The sequence below is a fragment of the Rodentibacter rarus genome (assembly GCF_001998965.1).
In the GTDB taxonomy this organism is placed as follows: domain Bacteria; phylum Pseudomonadota; class Gammaproteobacteria; order Enterobacterales; family Pasteurellaceae; genus Rodentibacter; species Rodentibacter rarus.
In genome coordinates, this window is sequence record NZ_MLHJ01000085.1 from 1 (window position 1) to 19,752 (window position 19,752).

General features: G+C 40.8%; 23 protein-coding genes, 1 pseudogene, 1 riboswitch and 1 other annotated feature. Of the genes and pseudogenes, 7 read left to right on the top strand and 17 right to left on the bottom strand.

The features are described 5' to 3' along the window. Nucleotides 1–224: 224 nt before the first annotated feature. From BKK50_RS12320 to hisG, 15 genes and pseudogenes are all read right to left on the bottom strand, one after another. Entirely contained in the window at nt 225–368 is a 144-nt protein-coding gene (locus tag BKK50_RS12320; RefSeq protein WP_122983457.1) for a membrane lipoprotein lipid attachment site-containing protein, read from the bottom strand. Between the two features lie 67 nt (nt 369–435). Continuing rightward, nucleotides 436–1,080 carry a bifunctional phosphoribosyl-AMP cyclohydrolase/phosphoribosyl-ATP diphosphatase HisIE gene (hisIE, locus tag BKK50_RS08490; RefSeq protein ID WP_207551842.1) on the bottom strand — a complete coding sequence of 215 codons (645 nt, stop codon included), beginning with the start codon at nt 1,078–1,080 and terminating at the stop codon, nt 436–438. A gap of 12 nt (nt 1,081–1,092) precedes the next feature. Then, nucleotides 1,093–1,713 (bottom strand): DUF2726 domain-containing protein, encoded by a 621-nt coding sequence (locus BKK50_RS08495; protein WP_077417197.1) that lies wholly within the window; start codon nt 1,711–1,713, stop codon nt 1,093–1,095. A gap of 9 nt (nt 1,714–1,722) precedes the next feature. Further along, a complete protein-coding gene (gene hisF, locus BKK50_RS08500; RefSeq protein WP_077417199.1) occupies nt 1,723–2,496 on the bottom strand; it encodes an imidazole glycerol phosphate synthase subunit HisF in 774 nt (257 codons plus the stop codon). Beyond that, nucleotides 2,478–3,227: a 1-(5-phosphoribosyl)-5-[(5-phosphoribosylamino)methylideneamino]imidazole-4-carboxamide isomerase gene (gene hisA / locus BKK50_RS08505; protein WP_077417201.1), complete on the bottom strand. Its 750-nt coding sequence runs from the start codon at nt 3,225–3,227 to the stop codon at nt 2,478–2,480. Before hisA ends, hisF begins: the two co-directional genes overlap by 19 nt. A 14-nt stretch (nt 3,228–3,241) precedes the next feature. After that, nucleotides 3,242–4,132: a COG2958 family protein gene (locus BKK50_RS08510; protein WP_167366644.1), complete on the bottom strand. Its 891-nt coding sequence runs from the start codon at nt 4,130–4,132 to the stop codon at nt 3,242–3,244. 12 nt (nt 4,133–4,144) lie between these two features. After that, nucleotides 4,145–4,735: an imidazole glycerol phosphate synthase subunit HisH gene (hisH, locus tag BKK50_RS08515; protein ID WP_077417203.1), complete on the bottom strand. Its 591-nt coding sequence runs from the start codon at nt 4,733–4,735 to the stop codon at nt 4,145–4,147. Nucleotides 4,736–4,770: 35 nt separating this feature from the next. Beyond that, complete coding sequence (locus BKK50_RS08520) at nt 4,771–5,616, bottom strand: DUF817 domain-containing protein (RefSeq protein ID WP_077417205.1); 846 nt, start codon at nt 5,614–5,616, stop codon at nt 4,771–4,773. Nucleotides 5,617–5,640: 24 nt separating this feature from the next. Continuing rightward, entirely contained in the window at nt 5,641–6,729 is a 1,089-nt protein-coding gene (gene hisB / locus BKK50_RS08525; protein ID WP_077417207.1) for a bifunctional histidinol-phosphatase/imidazoleglycerol-phosphate dehydratase HisB, read from the bottom strand. Nucleotides 6,730–6,902: 173 nt separating this feature from the next. Continuing rightward, nucleotides 6,903–7,967 carry a histidinol-phosphate transaminase gene (hisC, locus tag BKK50_RS08530; protein ID WP_077417209.1) on the bottom strand — a complete coding sequence of 355 codons (1,065 nt, stop codon included), beginning with the start codon at nt 7,965–7,967 and terminating at the stop codon, nt 6,903–6,905. A gap of 25 nt (nt 7,968–7,992) precedes the next feature. Beyond that, nucleotides 7,993–8,963: pseudogene (locus BKK50_RS08535) on the bottom strand (virulence RhuM family protein/type II toxin-antitoxin system death-on-curing family toxin). Between the two features lie 37 nt (nt 8,964–9,000). Further along, nucleotides 9,001–10,284, bottom strand: coding sequence for a histidinol dehydrogenase (gene hisD, locus BKK50_RS08540; protein WP_077417211.1), 1,284 nt, complete (start codon nt 10,282–10,284; stop codon nt 9,001–9,003). Nucleotides 10,285–10,298: 14 nt separating this feature from the next. After that, nucleotides 10,299–10,913 (bottom strand): LysE family translocator, encoded by a 615-nt coding sequence (locus BKK50_RS08545; RefSeq protein ID WP_077417213.1) that lies wholly within the window; start codon nt 10,911–10,913, stop codon nt 10,299–10,301. Continuing rightward, nucleotides 10,910–11,428: a type 2 periplasmic-binding domain-containing protein gene (locus BKK50_RS08550; protein WP_077417215.1), complete on the bottom strand. Its 519-nt coding sequence runs from the start codon at nt 11,426–11,428 to the stop codon at nt 10,910–10,912. The genes BKK50_RS08545 and BKK50_RS08550 overlap by 4 nt, the downstream gene beginning before the upstream one ends. 19 nt (nt 11,429–11,447) lie before the next feature. Next, nucleotides 11,448–12,359 carry an ATP phosphoribosyltransferase gene (gene hisG / locus BKK50_RS08555; RefSeq protein WP_077417217.1) on the bottom strand — a complete coding sequence of 304 codons (912 nt, stop codon included), beginning with the start codon at nt 12,357–12,359 and terminating at the stop codon, nt 11,448–11,450. 30 nt (nt 12,360–12,389) lie between these two features. Continuing rightward, nucleotides 12,390–12,521, bottom strand: a sequence feature (His leader region). Between the two features lie 167 nt (nt 12,522–12,688). Next, nucleotides 12,689–12,733, top strand: a riboswitch (PreQ1 riboswitch). 4 nt (nt 12,734–12,737) lie between these two features. Here hisG and queC point away from each other — a divergent pair. From queC to BKK50_RS08575, 4 genes are all read left to right on the top strand, one after another. Then, nucleotides 12,738–13,421, top strand: a complete 684-nt coding sequence (gene queC / locus BKK50_RS08560) for a 7-cyano-7-deazaguanine synthase QueC (protein ID WP_077417219.1) — start codon at nt 12,738–12,740, stop codon at nt 13,419–13,421. After that, a complete protein-coding gene (gene queD, locus BKK50_RS08565) occupies nt 13,414–13,839 on the top strand; it encodes a 6-carboxytetrahydropterin synthase QueD (RefSeq protein WP_077417221.1) in 426 nt (141 codons plus the stop codon). Before queC ends, queD begins: the two co-directional genes overlap by 8 nt. 6 nt (nt 13,840–13,845) lie before the next feature. Further along, the gene (locus BKK50_RS08570; RefSeq protein ID WP_077417223.1) at nt 13,846–14,487 is read left to right on the top strand and encodes a 7-carboxy-7-deazaguanine synthase QueE; all 642 of its coding nucleotides are present in this window, start codon (nt 13,846–13,848) and stop codon (nt 14,485–14,487) included. Between the two features lie 110 nt (nt 14,488–14,597). Then, nucleotides 14,598–15,353 carry a Nif3-like dinuclear metal center hexameric protein gene (locus BKK50_RS08575; protein ID WP_077417225.1) on the top strand — a complete coding sequence of 252 codons (756 nt, stop codon included), beginning with the start codon at nt 14,598–14,600 and terminating at the stop codon, nt 15,351–15,353. A 102-nt stretch (nt 15,354–15,455) separates the two neighbouring features. Here the strand turns inward: BKK50_RS08575 and BKK50_RS08580 are convergent, their stop codons facing one another. Both BKK50_RS08580 and BKK50_RS08585 read right to left on the bottom strand, forming a co-directional pair. Then, nucleotides 15,456–15,884 carry a tetratricopeptide repeat protein gene (locus tag BKK50_RS08580; RefSeq protein ID WP_077417227.1) on the bottom strand — a complete coding sequence of 143 codons (429 nt, stop codon included), beginning with the start codon at nt 15,882–15,884 and terminating at the stop codon, nt 15,456–15,458. A gap of 241 nt (nt 15,885–16,125) precedes the next feature. Further along, nucleotides 16,126–16,365: a hypothetical protein gene (locus BKK50_RS08585; protein WP_077417229.1), complete on the bottom strand. Its 240-nt coding sequence runs from the start codon at nt 16,363–16,365 to the stop codon at nt 16,126–16,128. 109 nt (nt 16,366–16,474) lie between these two features. Here BKK50_RS08585 and BKK50_RS08590 point away from each other — a divergent pair, with 109 nt between their 5' ends. The 3 genes from BKK50_RS08590 (at nt 16,475) to rnb (ending at nt 19,653) form a co-directional block, all read left to right on the top strand. After that, nucleotides 16,475–16,726: a helix-turn-helix domain-containing protein gene (locus tag BKK50_RS08590; protein WP_077417231.1), complete on the top strand. Its 252-nt coding sequence runs from the start codon at nt 16,475–16,477 to the stop codon at nt 16,724–16,726. A gap of 92 nt (nt 16,727–16,818) precedes the next feature. Then, nucleotides 16,819–17,607, top strand: coding sequence for an enoyl-ACP reductase FabI (locus BKK50_RS08595; RefSeq protein WP_077417232.1), 789 nt, complete (start codon nt 16,819–16,821; stop codon nt 17,605–17,607). A gap of 66 nt (nt 17,608–17,673) precedes the next feature. Continuing rightward, a complete protein-coding gene (gene rnb, locus BKK50_RS08600; RefSeq protein ID WP_077417234.1) occupies nt 17,674–19,653 on the top strand; it encodes an exoribonuclease II in 1,980 nt (659 codons plus the stop codon). The last annotated feature ends 99 nt before the right edge of the window (nt 19,654–19,752 follow it).

The following is a 19,752-nucleotide window of genomic DNA, read 5'->3' on the forward strand; positions in this document are numbered from 1 at the left end:
GTCCGAATTTTAACCGATTGAAATAATTTGATTTTATAACGGACACACTGCGTGTGTCCGAATTTTAACCGATTGAAATAATTTGATTTTATAACGGACACACGCAGTGTGTCCCTACGTATTGGTTAAAATTTCTGTTTTGTGCATTTGCTACATAATACCCGGGAAAGAAAAAGTGCGGTCAAAATTCATTGTGATTTTCGACCGCACTTTCCAATGGATTATTAACGATTGACGCCCCAATGACGAGTATCTTTATCAAATTTCATTCCTGAATGAGAGCCTTCCGAACCATTAAAATACACATCTTTATTAGCACAAGCTGAAACGATCAATGCACCGACAATAACGAATAATAATTTTTTCATACTACTTTTACCTTTACTTCAAAAAAACCGGTGCGAATTGTAACACAACACAGATTATTCCACAGCGTTATTTATTTGAACCTTCCGGATGTAACCCTATCCCTTTGTGGCGTTCTTGCAATTTTGCAATCACATCCTGCCATTCCAGCCCTTGATGATGTAATAACACGGTTAAATGATAAACCAAATCCGCCGATTCACCGATTAATTCTTCGGAATCACCTGTCATCGCTGCTAAAGCGGTTTCAACCCCTTCTTCCCCGACTTTTTGGGCGATTTTCTTCGTGCCTTTCGCATAAAGTTGTGCGGTGTAAGAGGTTTCAGGAGAGGCATTTCTTCGCTCAGCAAGCGTGCGTTCCAATTTACTAAACCACGTCCAATCCCCTTCCGATTGGGTGTCAAATTGATGAAAGCAACTTTCCTCTCCCGTGTGGCAAGTCGCTCCGATAGGATTGGCTAAAATCAGCAAAGTATCCTTATCACAATCTAAGCTCATATCCACCACATTTAAAAAATTGCCTGAGGTTTCTCCCTTTGTCCATAAACGTTGTTTGGTGCGTGAATAGAAAGTCACCCGCTTTTCATTTAAGGTTTTTTCCAATGCTTCATGGTTCATATAACCGAGCATTAGCACTTCGCACGTTGTTACGTTTTGGACGATAACGGGTAGTAAATTATCGACTTTTTGCCAGTTGATTTGACTTATCTCTATCATATTTAATCCTTATCTTAATTTATTTTGGTGATTATCTAAAAACAAAATCACTTTATTTAAATAACTCTGATCTTCTTTACCTAAAATTTCAATTAGTTCTATGCCTACTTTATTACAAGCATAACGTTTTCTTGTATCCCGATCTGTTGAATTATTTAATCGATGCCCTGTTCCTTGATATTCAATTACTAATACCGGCTTTCCAAAACGATCAATAATAAGAAAATCCGCTCTCAGTTGATTAATTGAAAAAAATGCTTTTCTTTCATCTTCGGAACAAATTCTTTCTGATTTTTTGGTTTTAATGAATCCTCCTAAACCAACCTGCGTAAATAAACGATATTTTTGTTTAACAAATCTTTCATTTAATAATTTTTCAAGAGATTGAAAAATTAAAAACTCTTCCTTATTCATTAAAGAAACCGATTTTAAATCGGTATTTAATAATGATTTAATCCGCTCATTTTGTGTTTCCAGTAAATTTTTATCATTAAAATAATCATTGGAGAATTTCGGTATTCTTTTTTTCCGGTATTTGTTTTTACTTTTTGATTTTGCTAATTCTTTTATTAAAAATAAAAAGAAAATAAAAACAATGCCAAGAATAATATTTACTGTACTCATCTCCATTTTAATTTCCTATTTTCTTACTTCTACATGTTGAGTCATCAAATAATCCTTTAACTCGCCAATCTGAATAATCTGCTTATGAAATACACTCGCCGCCAATGCACCATCCACATTCGCTTCAATAAAGGCATCACGGAAATGTACCATTTCGCCTGCACCGCCAGAAGCGATTAAAGGTACATTGCAAACCGACCGCACTTTTTTAAGCTGTTCCAGATCGTAACCCTTTCGTACACCATCTTGGTTCATCATATTCAGCACAATTTCACCGGCTCCCCGTTGCTGCACTTCTTTGACCCAGTCAAGCAGCTGCCATTGGGTTTGGCGGGTGCGTTTTTCATCGCCTGTATATTGATTGACCCAGTATTTGCCCGTTCCCTGCTCAAACCAACTATCAATCCCCACCACGACCGCTTGCACACCAAAACGATCCGCAAGGCGCGAAATCAGATCGGGATCAGCGAGGGCGGGCGAATTGATCGAGATCTTATCCGCCCCAAAGGCAAACAGTTTTTCCGCCTCTTCTACCGTCTTGATACCGCCTGCCACGCAAAAGGGAATATCGATCACCTGTGCCACTCGTTCTACCCAGCTTTTATCCACGGTGCGACCGTCCGATGAAGCCGTGATGTCATAAAACACCAATTCATCTGCGCCTTCCTCGGCATAACGTTGGGCGAGCGGAACGATATCACCGATAATTTCGTGGTTGCGAAATTGCACACCTTTCACTACTTGCCCATCTTTCACATCTAAACAAGGAATTATCCGTTTTGCCAACATTTGATCGCCTCCACCACATTAAATTTTCCTTCAAGCAACGCCCGCCCAACAATCACACCTGCTACACCTGTGCCTTTCAAGGCTTCAATATCCGCAAGGCTGCCGATTCCACCTGAAGACTGAAATTGCACCTCTGGGAAAGCACTGCAAATTTCACGATAAAGCGCTACGTTTGAGCCTGCCAATGTGCCATCTCTGGAAATATCGGTGCAGAGAACGTGCTGTAAGCCTACGGCTTGGAAATCTTGAATTAAGGCTTCAAGAGAAACACCACTGGCTTCCTGCCAGCCACTAACCGCAATGATTTTTTGACCGCTTGCATCAATATTGACATCTAACGCCAATACGAACTTTTCTGCACCGTATTGATTGAACCAGCTCTTGACTAATTCAGGTTGCTTAACCGCTGTTGAACCAATCACCACACGATTTGCGCCAACCGCCAATAAATCCGCCACATCTTGCTCTGAGCGAATACCACCACCTACCTGGATCGGGCATTGGACTTGATTGATAATTTCCCCAATCAGCGTAGTTTGGCGTTTAGTTGGGTCTTTCGCCCCGGTTAAATCGACCAAATGAAGTTGTTTTGCCCCCTGCTTTACATAATCCTGAAATTGTGCCACGGGATTGTCGCTATATAAGGTTTTTTGGGCATAATCGCCCTGATATAACCGCACAACTTGACCGTCAATTAAGTCAAGGGCGGGGATAATAATTGATTTATTCATTGTGTTTATTCCTGCTATTTATTCCAATTATTTTTAAAAATCTTGCCTGTTCTATAATAAACAGAAATATAATCAATATATTCTTTAAAATCTTTATTTTCTTTCACAATTCTATTAACGGATTGCCAATCAACTTCTATTTTTTGTTTTGCTGGTAATAATATATCACTTTCACTAATGTCTTTTTCGGCTAATAGTATTACGCCAATACCGTGTAATGAAGATAAAATTCTAAGCTCATTTAATATATTATCTGGAATTGATGTTGCAACTAAATATCCTTCATTAGCCCAACTGGAATTACTGACAGCTTGAAAAAAACTTTCCCTTACATTTGAACTTGTCAATTCTTTTTTCACTTCAAATGACCAAAGTTTGACATTTTGACCTGAGCTGGCTTTCGCACAATCTTGAACTGCACTATCCCATTCTTTATCAAGCACCTGCATTGCAACTATATCAGGGTGTAACCATTTATTACCATTTAAACCTTTTAAATTACTTGATGTTTTTTCATTTATTCTCAGGCAGAATAATCCAAATTCATTATTCAAAAATTCGATCAATAATGGATAGAGATCTTTTTCAGAAAATTTATTAACCAATTCCTTTCCTGGAACTTTAATTTCTTCTGAATCATACCAAAATACTCTTGGTCTAGGCTTATCCTGTAATTGAATACTTGCTTTAATCAAATAATCTTTATTACATCCTATTTCTGACACAACTTGACTAATAAAATCATTATGCGATGAAAAAGGTTTTCTTTTTAGCTCATATTCTTGTTCATAGAGTTGAGTAATATTTTCCGCTATTTCTCTCGCAGTAAATTTTTTATTAGAATTATCTTTCAAAAATTTTATAACTTTTTGATTTTGAGATAATTTTCTTATTGTCTTTTGCATAAGATTTTATCCTTATATATTCTCCACAAAATTCCGTAACAACAACGCCCCATTTTTGCCCGAGCGTTCGGGGTGGAATTGCACACCGTAGAAGTTGCCTTTGGCAATAGCAGCGGAAAAATCCACACTGTAATGGCTGGTAGCAATGGTGTTATCATTCGGGCTAACCGCATAACTATGCACAAAATAGAAATGGCTATTTTGCTCAATGCCCTCAAACAGCAGGCAGCCTTCCGCATAATGCACCTTATTCCAGCCCATATGCGGCAAAGGTAAACCTGTATCAGGGATTAACGCCGTTTGGCTTGGCATTAGGTTCAGGGTTTCCACGTTACCTTCTTCGGAACAAGCCGTCATTAACTGCATCCCCAAACAAATACCCAACACGGGTTGGCTGAGGTTTTGGATCACCTCAATCAACCCTCTCTCTTGTAAGTTTTTCATTGCCGCAACAGCCGTTCCCACACCGGGCAGAATGAGCTTATCAGCAGATTGAATTTTATTGAGATCACTTGTGATCTCAGCCACATAGCCCAATCGGTCAAAAGCGAATTTGACGGAGGAAAGATTGGCACAAGCGGTATCGATGATGACTAATTTCATTATATATTCCTTGCTATCTTTAATTTTTATGAGTATCAATCCCGAGAAACCCGAATAGTTTGTTTAATATGTTTCAAATTTGCCACAATGGTAAACGTCATTACAATCAATAATGACCAAGCTCCCCATTTACCTAAATGTACGGTTGCCCACGCCCCCATTTGATTAGGATATTGCCAAATGCCAATAAATGTGCCGATATTTTCCGCTAACCAAATAAAAAAGCCAATTAACACAAAAGCAAATAACAATGGCATACTGCGTTTGTGATCGTAAGGGGTAAAATAAACATAGGTGCGAGCATATAATCCCATAGCAAAGGCGGCTAAATACCAGCGATAATCGCCAATGTAATGATGTGTAAAAAAATTAAGGTAAATAAGCACAGCCACCAAGGTAGAAAGCCAATAAGGTGGATAGCTTTTAACTTTCACATCAAGTAATCGCCACGCTTGGATAATGTAGCTACCAACAGCAGCATACATAAACCCTGTGAATAACGGCACGCCGCCTATTTTGGTGTAGGCAAAATCAGGATAAGCCCACGATTGAATACTGCTTGATGTTTTAAAGTATTCCAAAACAAATCCAACTAAGTGAAATAGCGTGATGGATTTGATTTCATCTAAGGTTTCCAATTTTGCCCAAAACATCACCGCTTGCACTACTAGGGCAAAAATCAGCAAAATATCATAACGGGGAATGCCCCATAGCCCTGATTTTGGGATTACAAACATTGCGATAAAAAACAATCCAGCAAAAAGGCAAGCCCTCGCTTCTTTCAACCCGAAAAACCAAAACTCCACCACAAAGCGTTTTATCCCTCGAAGTTCGGGATTAGGTGGGTAGTGAACAAGCCAATGATCCAGTTTATTTAGCATTTAATGATATTTCCAGAATTATCATTAAAGAACCCCCTTACTACTCGGCAACTCCTCGCCCTCAACTCTTATCGCCTGTCTCAGCGTTCTCCCAAACACTTTAAACAAACTTTCGATTTTGTGGTGGTCGTTGTCGCCGCAGGCGCTAATGTGCAGGGTGGCAAGCATAGTGAAAGCAATGGATTGGAAAAAATGCTCGGTCAATTCTGTGCTGAAATCACCGACTTTATCCCGTTTGAATTCTGCTTTAAATTGAATAAATGGGCGACCCGATAAATCCATTGCACATTGGGCTTTGCATTCATCCATTGGCAGCACAAAACCAAAGCGGGCAATGCCCCGTTTATCGCCGATGGCTTGTTTTAATGCTGTGCCAAGTGCAAGGGCGGTGTCTTCCACCGTGTGATGTTCGTCAATCCACAGATCGCCTTTACAAGAAATGTTCATACGGAAACCGCCGTGGGTGGCGATTTGGTCGAGCATATGATCGAAAAATCCCACACCTGTTTTAATGTCGTTTACTCCGGTTTCGTCTAGCCACACTTCAACTTTGATATCCGTTTCCTTGGTTTTGCGTTCAACAATGGCGTGGCGTGGTGGGCGGTTGCCGATATTGGTGACCGCTTCGCCTAACAATTTTTCTGTAATCAGATCCCAGTTTAGTTTTTCTGGGTGATATTGCAATGCTCGAATGCCTAGATTTTCCGCTAATTGCACATCGGTGACACGGTCGCCAATCACAAAAGAGCGGTCAGGATCGAATAAGTTTCTATCGATATATTTTTGTAATAGTTTGGTTTTCGGCTTGCGGCATTCGCACTGATCTTCGGGCTTATGCGGACAAATCAGCACGTTATCAAATTCGATACCTTGCGAGCGAAACAACGCCATCATCGCATTATGCGGCTTGTCAAAATCCGCTTGTGGAAAAGATGCCGTCCCCAAGCCGTCTTGGTTACTCACCATCACCAAGCGGTAACGTTTTTGCAGTTTCAGTAGGGCGGGGATCACATTTGGCTCAAATTTAAGTTTTTCCAAACTGTCGATTTGAAAGTCAGTTTTCGGCTCATCAATCAATGTGCCATCACGGTCGATAAAAAGGGTTGGTTGCATGTTGTTCTCCTGTGTTTACTCATATCCCTAGGGTAACAAGTTACCCTAGGTTAAGTATAAATCTACCCCGTTGGGGTAGCCTGTTCTCACTAATATTTCTATCACTTGTTCCCCCACAAGGGGAACGACTATGGGTAACCGTGGGTATTTATACCCACGGATTACAGTAATTTTTATTTCTTACCAGATAAAGCACTGATCGCCTCAATCACCCGCTCATTCTCCCCCTTCGTCCCCACGGTAATCCGAATACAATTTTGCAAATTCAATGCGTTATGTTGATCTCGGAGGATAATCCCTTGTTCCCAAAGTGATTGAAACACTTTTTGTCCGTCTTTGAATTTCACCAAAAGGTAGTTAGCTTGGCTAGGGTAAACCTGCTCCACAAGCGGTAGGTTTTCAAGTTTTTTTTGCAAATCGGCACGATTAGCGAGAAGTTCGGCAACACTGCGTTGCATTTGGGTTAGCCCTTGTGGTTGCAAGGCTTGGGCGGCAATATCCGACACCGGTACAGGCAGTGGATAGGGTGCGATCACTTTTTGTAAGATTTGGATCAGTTCGGGATTGGCGAGGGTAAAGCCACAGCGTACCCCCGCCAATGCAAAGGCTTTGGAAAGGGTACGGATAATCGCCAAATGTGGATAATTCGCCAGTTCCGTTGCCATTGTTGCCTCAGGGCAAAATTCGATATAGGCTTCGTCCACCACCACAATCGCACGCCCTGCGGTCATTTGCAACAGCGTTAGCAAATCTGAGCGATTAAGCAAATTACCTGTTGGATTATTCGGGCTGCACACAAACACCACTTTCACACCGTCAAGCTGATGCTCAATTTCCGATAAATTCAGTTGAAAATCTGCTGTCAACGGCACGGTTTTACAGGCAATACCACAGGTTTCGGCACTCACCGCATACATACCGTAGGTAGGCGGGCAATACAACACCTGATCGTCCGCCTCGCAAAAGGCACGAATAATCAGCTCGATGCTCTCATCACCGCCACGACTGACTAGCACATTATCAGGCAAAACACCGGCGTAGGCAGCATAGCCCTCCACTACAGCTTGCGGTTGCGGTTCGGGGTAGCGGTTAAAAATGCGGTCAGTTAAATCAAAATTTGGTGAAGTTGGGTATTCATTCGCATTCAGCCAAATATCCCCTTTTCCGCCTAATCGCCGTGCGGATTGATAGGGCGTAAGTGCTTGAATGTTTTGACGTGATAACTTATTGATGTTCATTGTGTTTACCTTTATTGTAGAAAAATTAATCTGCTTTTTTTAGCATATGCATAATCAGCCGAATGAGCGTTTCTTTTTGCTTTGGATCAGATTCTGCCACGAGAAGCGTAAGTGCCGCCAAGCCAGTATCATTTATCACGGGGTGATGTTCAGCATTAAACAATCGGTGATTTCGATGTAAAAAATCAATAAAGAGAAAGGCGCCGCTACGTTTATTACCATCCGAAAAAGGATGATTTTTTACCACAAAATAAAGCAAATGCGCAGCTTTGGCTTCAATGGTCGGATATGCAGGCTCGCCGAAAACCGTTTGATCCAAATTACCTAAAATAGCGGCTAGCCCCTCTCCCTTTCTCGCCCGAATAAATCAGAAGCCTCGCCTTTTTCGATAAGTTGTTGCTTAAGCAATTGCAATGCCGAGCGTGCTTCATTGACTGTTGGCAATACGCCACCCGTTTGCGTTTTGGGTTCGCTTAAAAGTCCCTCGTCATATTGTTGTAACCATAAAAACGTTTGAGCATAACGGCTGACAATATCAACCAATCCTCTGCCACTCTCCACTGTTAATTCAGAGGAGCGTGCGGTTTTTTGAATTAATGCCAATGCTTGCTCCAACTCCACCGCATTTTGTTGCAAACGTTGTTGGTTCAATGCATAGCCTTTGACAAGATAATCTTTCAATCGAGCCGTTGCCCAACGTCGAAATGCTACACCTTGGGGGGATTTAATTCGATAGCCGACAGAAATAATCGTCTCTAGATCGTAAAATGTCACAGGACGATCCGCAGAAGCAATATGCATTTTTTGCATATTGCTTTTTTCATTGAGCTCACCTTCTTCAAGAGCATTAGCAATATGACGTGAAATCACAGATTGATTTCGTCCGAATAATTGCACCATCTGAGCCTGTGAGAGCCAAACCGTCTCATTTTCAAACCTCACTTCCACTTGGGCTTGTCCGTCTTGGGTTTGGTAAATTTCAATTGGGTTTTGCATTTTGGTTCTCCTTTTATTAATTATTATTAATGTCAAATTACATCTTCAACTTCGCCAACCTCACTTCCACCGCCAGTCTGTGCGCTTCAAGCTGTTCGGCACTTGCCATCGCCATGACGGTGGGTGCAAGGGCTTGGAAACCTTGTGGGGTGAGTTCTTGTACGGTCATTCGTTTACTGAAATCCGCCAAGCCTAAACTGGAATAGGTACGGGTGTAGCCATAGGTGGGCAAAACATGGTTCGTGCCACTGGCATAATCGCCCATACTTTCGGGCGAATATGCCCCTAAGAAAATCGAGCCTGCATTGTCTAGAAATGGCAATAATTCACGGGCATTTTGCGTTTGTACCACTAAATGCTCAGGGGCATAGGCATTGCTGATTTCAACCGCTTGTTCAATACTTTTCGCAATGAAAATTCGGCTGTGGGCGAGGGCTTTCTCTGCGGTCTCTTTTCGAGGCAAGTTTTCAAGCTGTTTTTCAATGGAAAGTGCGGTCGCTTTTGCCAGTGTTTCACTGTTGGTGACTAAAATCACTTGGCTATCTGCCCCGTGTTCCGCTTGGGAAAGGAGATCACTTGCAACAAAATCAGGGGCGGCAAATTCATCGGCAATCACCAAAACCTCTGAAGGCCCAGCCGGCATATCAATGGCTGTTCCCGCTTGCATCACTTGGCGTTTCGCCTCTGTTACAAAAGCATTGCCCGGCCCGAAGATTTTATCCACTTTTGCCACGGTTTCTGTGCCTTGTGCCATTGCAAAAATTGCTTGTGCACCACCTACTGTGTAAATGGTTTCCACGCCACAAAGGTTTGCCGTATAAAGGATTTCATCCGCAATCGGTGGAGGGGAACAAAGCACAATTTTTTTACAACCGGCGATTTTTGCAGGAATGGCAAGCATCAGCACTGTCGAAAATAGCGGGGCTGAACCACCGGGGATATATAGCCCAACCCGTTCAATCGGACGGGTCAGCACTTGGCAACGCACACCGGGCTGTGTTTCAATGTCAATTTCTTGATTTTGTTGTGCCTTGTGAAAGGCTTCGATATTCGCTTTTGCTTGTTGAATGGCTTGGCAAAGTTCCGGTGAAATTCGACCGCTTGCCGCCGCAATCTCTTCCGGTGATACGGTGAGTTTTTCCAATCTGACCTTGTCAAATTTCTCCGCCAATTCAAACAAAGCACCATCACCATTCCGTGCCACATTTTCACTGATAGCGTCCACCGCTTGTTTAATACTTTCCCCCACTTTTTGCGCAGGGCGAGAAAGTGCGGTCATTTTTTCCGACGTTTTTAAATTGTTCCAAATGAGTGTTTGCATATCGTTTCCTTATATTATTGCTGAATAAAACCATTTACCCCAAGATAAATGAGCAATACCCCAAAAGTAAGGTTCATTATTTTTTGTACATTGGGGCGATTTAAAAACTGTTTTGCTAAAGAAGCACTAAAAGCGTAAAAAAACATAACAATCGCAACAGCAATAAGAAATATAATTGACAGTAAAATCATTTGCTGAGTGGTACTCCATAGGCTTTTAGGATCTAAAAATTGAGGAAAATAAGCCAATAAAAATACAATTGTTTTCGGGTTAATGACGGTAATGAAAAAACCTGTTTTCCAATTGAATTTATTGATTATACTTTCCTTTACATTAACAAAATGGCGAAGTGTCCATAAATTACATACGCCAAGATAAATTAAATAACCATTTGCTATCGTTCCCATTATTGCCAATATTTTGGGAGATTGACTTAACACTTCACCAATTCCCACAATAACACCGCTCAGCAAAGCAACATCGCCAAGTAAAATACCGAGTGTAATAGCACCACCTTTTTTAAAACCTTTTTCAATACTACCTTGAATAGTAAGCATCATTGCAGGACCAGGCAAAGCCGCTATCAATAGGCTGGAAAGTGTAAAATAAAATAAAAGAGATAAGGTCATTTTTTCTCCTTTTTAGAAAAGCAAAGAAATGGCATTTTGAGTTCTTTTCTCAATATTTGTAATATTATTAAAGACTGTTGTTCTGCACAAAATCTATTAGTTATACACAAATCATAGCTTGATGATGATTTTACTTTTAAAGCAGCTTCTGTATTAGAGTTTACAAGTTGTTTATTTTTGTATGACTTTGATATTTTTTTTAATAATATTTGAGTCGCTATATGATAATACAAACAAGAAAACTCATTTTCATTATATTTACAGGATAAAACAAGATCAGGTATTTTATGTATAAAAGTATTATTTATTTCAAAATTATCATCCATAATAATACTGTTTAGCTTAGGATAAGCTGCCGGAATAATAGATATATCAGAATTGCCAATTTTAAGGCTTTCCAAACACGCTTCAAAACTATCTAATAATATAATTTTTTCACCCAGGTATTGTTTTTGAGCTGCTAAATAGCTGCAAGTAGAGGGATATGCATTATCCCCTAAGGTTGTAATAATCATAGCATTTCCCTCATCATCACTATTTCATCATTTTTTCAATCGGTAACACCAAAATGGAGCTTGCGCCAATGGCTTTGAGTTGCTCCATCGTTTCCCAGAAGAGATTTTCTTGACTGACGACGTGCATTGCCACTTGGTTAGTGTCGTGGGCAAGGGGCAAAATAGTCGGGTTTTCAACGCCCGGTAAAAGTGCGGTAATTTCTTCGAGTTTATTTTTCGGGGCGTGGAGCATAATGTATTTTGATTCAGCCGCTTGTTGAACTCCTTGGATACGGGTAAGCAACTTATCAACGAGGCGTTGTTTATCTGTGGATAAGGCTTCTGCACGCTGGATTAAACAGGCCTTGGAGCGATAAATCACTTCCACTTCTTTTAAACCATTCGCCTCCAGTGTTGCACCGGATGAAACCAAATCACAAATGGCATTGGCGATCCCCGCACTGGGGGCGACTTCCACCGAGCCGTTTAATAAACAACTTTTAAATGGCACATTTTGTTCTGCCATATAACGTTTTAATAAATTCGGATAAGAAGTGGCGATACGGGCATTAGCGAGATCTTGCACACCTTGATAATCGCAATCACGATCAATGGCAAGAGAAAGTCGGCAACCACCAAAATCAAGCTGACGGAGTTTTTTATATTGCACCCTCTCTCCCATCGCAAGACGACCGAGTTCTTCCTCTTCAAGCACATTTTCACCGATAATACCAAGATCGACGACGCCATCAAAAATCAGTCCAGGAATGTCATCATCACGCACTCGTAAAATTTCAATGGGCATATTTTCTGCATAAGCCATTAAACGTTGCTCATTCCAATTGATTTTCACCCCACATTGTTTTAGAAGTACGGCACAATCTTGACTAAGGCGCCCCTTTTTTTGCAAAGCAATGCGTAAACGATTTGATGTTTGTGTTGTGTTTGTCATATTGTTTTCCTGCTTTTTGAAGTTTAAATAAACAAAAACCCCTCGAAAGTTTCCTTCCGAGGGGCTATGGTTCTGCTATGATGTTATCGCACTCGGAAGATATTTTGTTCTCTTCCGGCCATACACCCATACCCGAAAGATAATCAGGTATGGTGGTGATGGCGACAAGTGCGGTTCATTTTCATTGTTAATTCCTCTTAAATCAGTTGCTTTTGAGTTTATGCTTAAAACGGCACGCAATGCAAGCATTATTTTTAATATTTTTTAAATTTCCTCAAAAAATCAAGATAACTTGATAAAATCCCCTACAATCTCTAAAATGCCCGCTCAACGTTGTAGTTCGCAAACCTCCTACATAAAAAAACTAGGTACAATCTCATGAATATTTCAAACCCCAACCGCAATCGAAAAGCGGTTGTCATCTTTTCCGGTGGGCAAGATTCCACCACCTGTTTATTCCAAGCTATCGCCGATTACGGCAAAGAAAATGTCGAAGCCATCACCTTTCAATACGGTCAACGCCATGCTATTGAGCTGGAAAAAGCCCGTTGGATCGCCCAGGATCTCGGCATAAAGCAAACCCTAATGGATACCTCGGTGATAAATGCCATCACCCATAACGCCCTTATGGATAAACAGGCGAAAATCGAACAAAAAAATAACAAACTTCCCAATACCTTTGTTGATGGGCGAAATGCCTTATTTTTACTTTATGCGGCGATTTATGCCAAGGGACAAGGCATTCAAGACATCATCACCGGCGTATGTGAAACGGATTTTAGCGGTTATCCCGATTGCCGTGATGTGTTCATCAAATCTATGAATGTCACGCTCAACCTTGCTATGGATTATGCCTTCACCATTAAAACACCGTTGATGTATCTCACTAAAGCGCAAACCTGGCAGCTTGCCGATGAATTGGGTGTCTTAGACTATGTGCGCACCCACACCCATACCTGCTATGAAGGTATCGAAGGGGGCTGCGGACAATGCCCAAGTTGCCGATTACGCAATCAAGGCTTATCGGAATATCTCGCACAAAAAGGCAGCAATAATGTTTAAAATTTCCAAAGAATTTAGTTTTGATATGGCGCATTTGTTGGACGGTCATGATGGAAAATGTCAAAACCTGCATGGCCACACCTATAAGTTACAAGTGGAAATTAGCGGAGATTTATCCCCAATTGGTGCGAAAAAATCCATGGTGATGGATTTTTCCGATCTCAAAGCGATTGTGAAAAAAGCCATTTTAATCCCTATGGATCATGCTTTTATTTACGATGAAACCAACGAGCGTGAAAGTAAAATTGCTCAATTACTGCAAGAACTCCATTCTAAAACTTTCGGCGTCCCTTTCCGCACCACTGCTGAAGAACTGGCCCGTTTTATTTTCAATCGTTTGAAATACGATGAAAAATTGCCGGTTTCCACCATTCGCTTGTGGGAAACGCCCACTTCTTTTTGTGAATATTCGGAGTAAAGTGCGGTGAAAAATCAAAACATTTTAGAACCACATTTTAATATCGTAGAAATTTTTGAAAGCCTACAAGGGGAAGGCTTCAATACGGGTATGCCCAGTATTTTTGTGCGTTTTGGAAAATGCAATCTCACCTGCCCTTGGTGCGATACCGCCTATAACCAATTTGAACGCCAATCCGCCTCACAAATTTTGGCAAAAGTGCGGTCATTTTCTGCAAAGAATATTATCATTACCGGGGGCGAACCCACTATCGTGCCACACATTGAATATTTGCTCGAACAATTCAAACGAGCCGGTTATTTCCTTGCCATTGAAACCAATGGATTAAAACCTGTTCCGCCGCAAATTGATTACATCGCCACCAGCCCTAAGCGACTTTATGCCCACAAATATGAAAAACAATGTTTAAGCGTTGCCAATGAGGTGCGTATTGTGGTGGATGAAAATATCCTGCCTTTTTGTGAGTTGATCGAACAAAAAATTCAGGCTGAACATTACTATCTTTCTCCTTGTGAAAGAGAAGGAAAAATGAATTTACTGGAAACCATCACCCAGTTAGGTCAACTCAATCAACGCTCTCATACCCACAAATGGAAGCCAAAATGGCAACTGAGTTTACAAACCCATAAATTAGTAGGAATTGAATAAAAAGGCGACCATAAAATGGGTAAACACAATGCCCTCATCTTTCTTTTTGGCTAGTTATTTTTTTGAAAATTTCGTACTATACGGCATCTTTTTCTCATTTCTCTTTGACAATGAATAATCTAGAACTTGAACAACTTCTTAACCAAACCCTCAATTCAAACCAAATTTCCGACTATGCGCCAAACGGCTTACAAGTCGAGGGCAAAGCAAATATCAAAAAAATCATTACCGGCGTCACTGCCAGCCAAGCGTTAATTAATTATGCGGTCAGCCAACAAGCGGATGCCCTGCTCGTCCATCACGGCTATTTTTGGAAAAGTGAAACGCCTTGTATTCGGGGAATGAAAGGCAAACGGATAAAAACCCTGTTAATCAATGACATTAATTTATATGGCTATCACCTGCCTTTAGATGTGCATCCCGAATTAGGTAACAATGCACAACTTGCCAAACTTTTAGGTATTGAAAACTTACGCCCTCTCGAAAATAACACACCAAGTATTCCTGTTTGGGGCGAATTAAATCAACCGGTCACGGCGGAGGAATTTGCTTTACGCATTGAACAAACCCTTCACCGTAAACCGTTAATTTGCACGGAAAACGGACCGCACTTTATCCGTAAAATCGGCATTTGCACCGGAGGGGGGCAAGGCTATATCGACTTAGCCGCCTCAAAAGGTTGTGATGCTTTCATTACAGGGGAAGTATCCGAACAAACCATTCATTCCGCCCGTGAACAAGGCATCCATTTTTTTGCCGCCGGACATCACGCCACCGAACGTTACGGCATTAAAGCCTTAGGCGAATGGTTAGCCAAAGAATATGGTTTTGATGTGGAATTTAAGGATATTGATAATCCGGCTTAACTATATTGTTATAGATTTTTGTCTAAACTATAATTGTTAGCCATACTGAGAGGAGAATAAATTTATCGATATATTTCTCCTCTTATAATTCTAAATTTTCATTTAATTTGAAATAAATTCTAATATATCTTTATTTAAATTATATCCTCCTTTTTTAGCTTCTCTAAACCAATATTTAGCTTTCTCTATATCAATTTCCACACCACAGTCTCCCTCTCGATAAAAGCATCCCAAATGAACCATTGCAGGTAGATCCCCAGACAAAGCTGCCTCTGTATACCAATAAATAGACTTCTCATAATCAGGTTTAATATCACCATCCCCATAATAGTATATTTGACCAAGCAAAAATTTATAGGTAGGCTCCTGTTCCTCTGTTGCTCTTCTATAAACATCATCAAAATCCCAACGAGATTTAGACTTAGATTTCCGTTCATTTTCAATAGATGTTACTATATCATGTATCTTTTTCTGTGTTCTCTTTGTTTCATTTTCTTCTGATCCAAAGAGCTTATTAAATAATCCAAACATTTCAACCACCTAATAAATAAGCTATATAGGAGATATAACTCCTGATATAGCCTATAAAAAATTAACGTCTCTCCTAGTAATTTAGGATCTACATTTTTTACACCAACTTTGATTTGATGCACTCTTAGAACTAGTTGTTCTATAGCCAAACTTTTCCTGTAATTCAACCGCTGTATATGCGGTTTCACCACATTTAGGGCAACTGTGGGGCAATTTAATACTTCCAGACATAAAGAAACCTCTATGCATTACGAACCATCTCCTTTATTTCGTCCTGATTATAACCTCTAGATTTTAATTCCTGCAATGCAGCTCCAGCTCTAATAGGGGAAAGTGAGTTATCTCGTTTAAATATACGAGCAAGCTCATAATCTGATTTGTCAAGCATTTCTTGCTTATAAACCTTTGATCTTTCCCCAGCTTCTTTTATCTCATTCATTGCAGCACCAGCAAGTTTACCAAGTCCATCTAAAAATCCCATAAATCCTCCAAGAGTTAATAACTACAACAAAAACCTAAAACAGGTTTAAAAATGATTCTACATTAAACCTAAAAAAGGTTCAAGAAATTTTGTACCTAAAATAGGTACAATGACAAATTTAAGATTATCAATCCACTCTAGCGAGCATCTTTGGTTAAGAGATATTTTCTTAAAACAAAGGAAAGCTCTCGGTTTATCACAACGTGCATTATGCGAAAAAATGGGCGTTGTCTCCTCATTTGTAGGCAAAGTCGAGACAGGGGATAGACGATTAGATGTTTTTGAATTTATCGCCTATTGTGAAGCCCTTGAACTCAACCCTATCGGCATAGTGACTCAAATCAAAGAAAAATTTCGTTGAAAATAAAGTTTCTTTTGCACGCTTGGTCTGCTTTGTATTCAACCCATTTTTCGACTATACTACGCAGTATTTTTTAACAAATAGGAAAAAACATGGGTTTCTTAACAGGTAAACGAATTTTAGTCACCGGTCTTGCAAGCAATCGTTCTATTGCTTACGGGATTGCTAAATCAATGAAAGAACAAGGCGCAGAGCTTGCGTTCACTTATTTAAACGACAAATTACAACCGCGTGTAGAAGAATTTGCCAAAGAATTTGGCTCTGATATCGTCCTTCCTTTAGATGTGGCGACCGATGAAAGTATTCAAAACTGCTTTGCCGAATTAAGCAAACATTGGGATAAATTTGACGGCTTCGTACATGCCATCGCCTTTGCGCCGGGCGATCAGTTAGACGGCGATTATGTCAATGCCGCCACCCGTGAAGGCTACCGTATTGCACATGATATCAGTGCATACAGCTTTGTGGCAATGGCACAAGCCGCACGTCCTTATTTAAATCCAAATGCGGCATTACTCACCCTTTCTTACTTAGGGGCGGAACGTGCCATCCCGAACTACAATGTGATGTGTTTGGCTAAAGCCTCATTAGAAGCCGCCACTCGTGTAATGGCAGCTGATTTAGGCAAAGAAGGTATTCGTGTGAATGCCATTTCTGCCGGCCCAATCCGCACATTAGCGGCATCAGGCATTAAAAACTTTAAGAAAATGCTTTCAGCCTTTGAGAAAACCGCCGCATTACGCCGTACAGTGACTATCGAAGATGTGGGTAATTCCGCTGCGTTTTTATGTTCTGATCTCGCATCCGGTATTACCGGTGAAATCGTTCATGTGGATGCCGGTTTCAGCATCACCGCAATGGGTGAATTAGGCGAAGAATAATTTTTCTTTTGATTTATTTCTAGGCAGACTTTTCGGTCTGCCTTTTCTCTTTTTTAAAATATAACTATGTTCCAAAACAATCCACTACTCGCACAACTTAAACAACAAATTCACGAAAGCAAAGAACGTGTAGAAGGTGTGGTAAAAAGCACCGATAAAGCCTATGGTTTTTTAGAATGTGATAAAAAAACTTATTTTATTGCGCCACCTGCCATGAAAAAGGTGATGCATGGCGATAAAATTACCGCCACTATTGAAAAACAAGGCGATAAAGAACAAGCAGAGCCGGAATCCTTAATTGAACCGATGTTGACCCGTTTTATTGCCAAAGTGCGGTTCAATAAAGACAAGAAATTACAAGTCTTGGTGGATCATCCAAGCATTAATCAACCGATTGGTGCACAACAAGCCAAATCGGTAAAAGAAGAATTGCAAGAAGGGGATTGGGTGGTCGCTAATTTGAAAACCCACCTGTTACGAGATGATCGCTTTTTCTACGCCACCATTAACCAATTTATCTGCCGTGCTGACGATGAGTTTGCCCCTTGGTGGGTCACTCTCGCCCGCCACGAACAATCCCGTTATCCGGTGCAAGGTGCGGATCACTATGAAATGCTTGATCAACAAACTCGTGAAGATTTGACCGCACTTCATTTTGTCACCATTGACAGCGAAAGCACACAAGATATGGACGATGCGCTCTATATCGAACCTGTGGCGCAAAATGGGGAGCAAATCGGTTGGAAATTAGTGGTGGCGATTGCCGATCCCACAGCTTATATCGCTCTTGATTCACAAATTGAAAAAGATGCGAAGCAACGTTGTTTTACCAATTACCTGCCCGGTTTTAATATCCCAATGTTGCCACGGGAACTTTCCGATGAACTCTGCTCTTTAATGGAAAATGAAACCCGTCCTGCCCTAGTTTGCTATATTGAAACGGATTTACAAGGCAATATCACCGCTAAACCGCATTTTGTTTCGGCTTATGTTCAATCCAAAGCGAAACTTGCCTATAACAAAGTGTCTGATTATTTAGAGCAAACACCTGATGCGTGGCAACCGGAAACGGCGGAAACAACCACACAAATTCAGCGTTTACACCAATTCACCCTCGCCCGAATTAACTGGCGTAAAACCCATTCATTATTATTTAAAGAAAAACCGGACTATTCTTTTGTACTGGCTGAAAATGGAAAAGTACAAGAGATCAAAGCGGAACACCGCCGCATTGCTAATCAGATTGTGGAAGAATCCATGATTATTGCCAATATTTGTGCGGCACAATTCTTAAACGAGCAAGCTCACACCGGGATTTTCAACACCCATAGCGGTTTTGATAAAAAATTCTTGGAAAACGCCCACCAATTCTTAATGGCAAATTTAGCCAATGAAGAAAACCAAGCGGAACTGAACGAACGTTATTCGGTGGAAAATTTATCCACCCTAAACGGTTATTGCCAAATGCGTCACGATATTGAACCTATTGAAGGGGATTATTTAGAGCTACGCTTACGCCGCTATTTAACTTTTGCTGAATTTAAAGCAGAGCTCGCCCCACACTTTGGTTTAGGCTTGGAGGGGTATGCCACTTGGACATCACCGATTCGTAAATACTCCGATATGGTAAACCACCGCTTAATCAAAGCCGTGCTCACCCAACAGACTTGTGAAAAACCACAAGATGAGGTACTCGCCCGATTACAAGAAGCCCGTCGCCAAAACCGCCTCGTAGAGCGTGATATTGCTGATTGGTTATATTGCCGCTATCTTGCCGATAAAGTGGCTGAAAATGCTGAATTTGAGGCAGAAGTGCAAGATGTGATGAGCGGCGGATTACGGGTTCAATTATTAGAAAATGGCGCTTCTATGTTTGTGCCTGCCTCTACTCTTCACAATAATAAGGAAGAAATCCAAGTCAATGCTGACGAACTCGCCCTTTACATTAAAGGTGAACGCACCTACAAAATCGGGGATATTGTACGAGTGAAACTCACAGAAGTGAAAGAAGCCACAAGAAGTATTGTGGGATCGGTGATTTTATAAGTGAAAAAATGGCGTTTAAAAACGCCATTTTTGTTTGGAAAATTCGGTATTATGCAGCAGTTGCACAATGTTGCTTTTTGTTATCTTGTAGGGACACAC

Bases quoted from the DNA above. Each gene is read 5' to 3' on its own strand.
- BKK50_RS12320 (WP_122983457.1), bottom strand. From the start codon at position 368: ATGAAAAAATTATTATTCGTTATTGTCGGTGCATTGATCGTTTCAGCT.
- BKK50_RS08495 (WP_077417197.1), bottom strand. From the start codon at position 1,713: ATGGAGATGAGTACAGTAAATATTATTCTTGGCATTGTTTTTATTTTC.
- hisF (WP_077417199.1), bottom strand. From the start codon at position 2,496: ATGTTGGCAAAACGGATAATTCCTTGTTTAGATGTGAAAGATGGGCAA.
- hisA (WP_077417201.1), bottom strand. From the start codon at position 3,227: ATGAATAAATCAATTATTATCCCCGCCCTTGACTTAATTGACGGTCAA.
- BKK50_RS08510 (WP_167366644.1), bottom strand. From the start codon at position 4,132: ATGCAAAAGACAATAAGAAAATTATCTCAAAATCAAAAAGTTATAAAA.
- hisH (WP_077417203.1), bottom strand. From the start codon at position 4,735: ATGAAATTAGTCATCATCGATACCGCTTGTGCCAATCTTTCCTCCGTC.
- BKK50_RS08520 (WP_077417205.1), bottom strand. From the start codon at position 5,616: ATGCTAAATAAACTGGATCATTGGCTTGTTCACTACCCACCTAATCCC.
- hisB (WP_077417207.1), bottom strand. From the start codon at position 6,729: ATGCAACCAACCCTTTTTATCGACCGTGATGGCACATTGATTGATGAG.
- hisC (WP_077417209.1), bottom strand. From the start codon at position 7,967: ATGAACATCAATAAGTTATCACGTCAAAACATTCAAGCACTTACGCCC.
- hisD (WP_077417211.1), bottom strand. From the start codon at position 10,284: ATGCAAACACTCATTTGGAACAATTTAAAAACGTCGGAAAAAATGACC.
- BKK50_RS08545 (WP_077417213.1), bottom strand. From the start codon at position 10,913: ATGACCTTATCTCTTTTATTTTATTTTACACTTTCCAGCCTATTGATA.
- BKK50_RS08550 (WP_077417215.1), bottom strand. From the start codon at position 11,428: ATGATTATTACAACCTTAGGGGATAATGCATATCCCTCTACTTGCAGC.
- hisG (WP_077417217.1), bottom strand. From the start codon at position 12,359: ATGACAAACACAACACAAACATCAAATCGTTTACGCATTGCTTTGCAA.
- queC (WP_077417219.1), top strand. From the start codon at position 12,738: ATGAATATTTCAAACCCCAACCGCAATCGAAAAGCGGTTGTCATCTTT.
- queD (WP_077417221.1), top strand. From the start codon at position 13,414: ATGTTTAAAATTTCCAAAGAATTTAGTTTTGATATGGCGCATTTGTTG.
- BKK50_RS08575 (WP_077417225.1), top strand. From the start codon at position 14,598: ATGAATAATCTAGAACTTGAACAACTTCTTAACCAAACCCTCAATTCA.
- BKK50_RS08580 (WP_077417227.1), bottom strand. From the start codon at position 15,884: ATGTTTGGATTATTTAATAAGCTCTTTGGATCAGAAGAAAATGAAACA.
- BKK50_RS08585 (WP_077417229.1), bottom strand. From the start codon at position 16,365: ATGGGATTTTTAGATGGACTTGGTAAACTTGCTGGTGCTGCAATGAAT.
- BKK50_RS08590 (WP_077417231.1), top strand. From the start codon at position 16,475: ATGACAAATTTAAGATTATCAATCCACTCTAGCGAGCATCTTTGGTTA.
- BKK50_RS08595 (WP_077417232.1), top strand. From the start codon at position 16,819: ATGGGTTTCTTAACAGGTAAACGAATTTTAGTCACCGGTCTTGCAAGC.
- rnb (WP_077417234.1), top strand. From the start codon at position 17,674: ATGTTCCAAAACAATCCACTACTCGCACAACTTAAACAACAAATTCAC.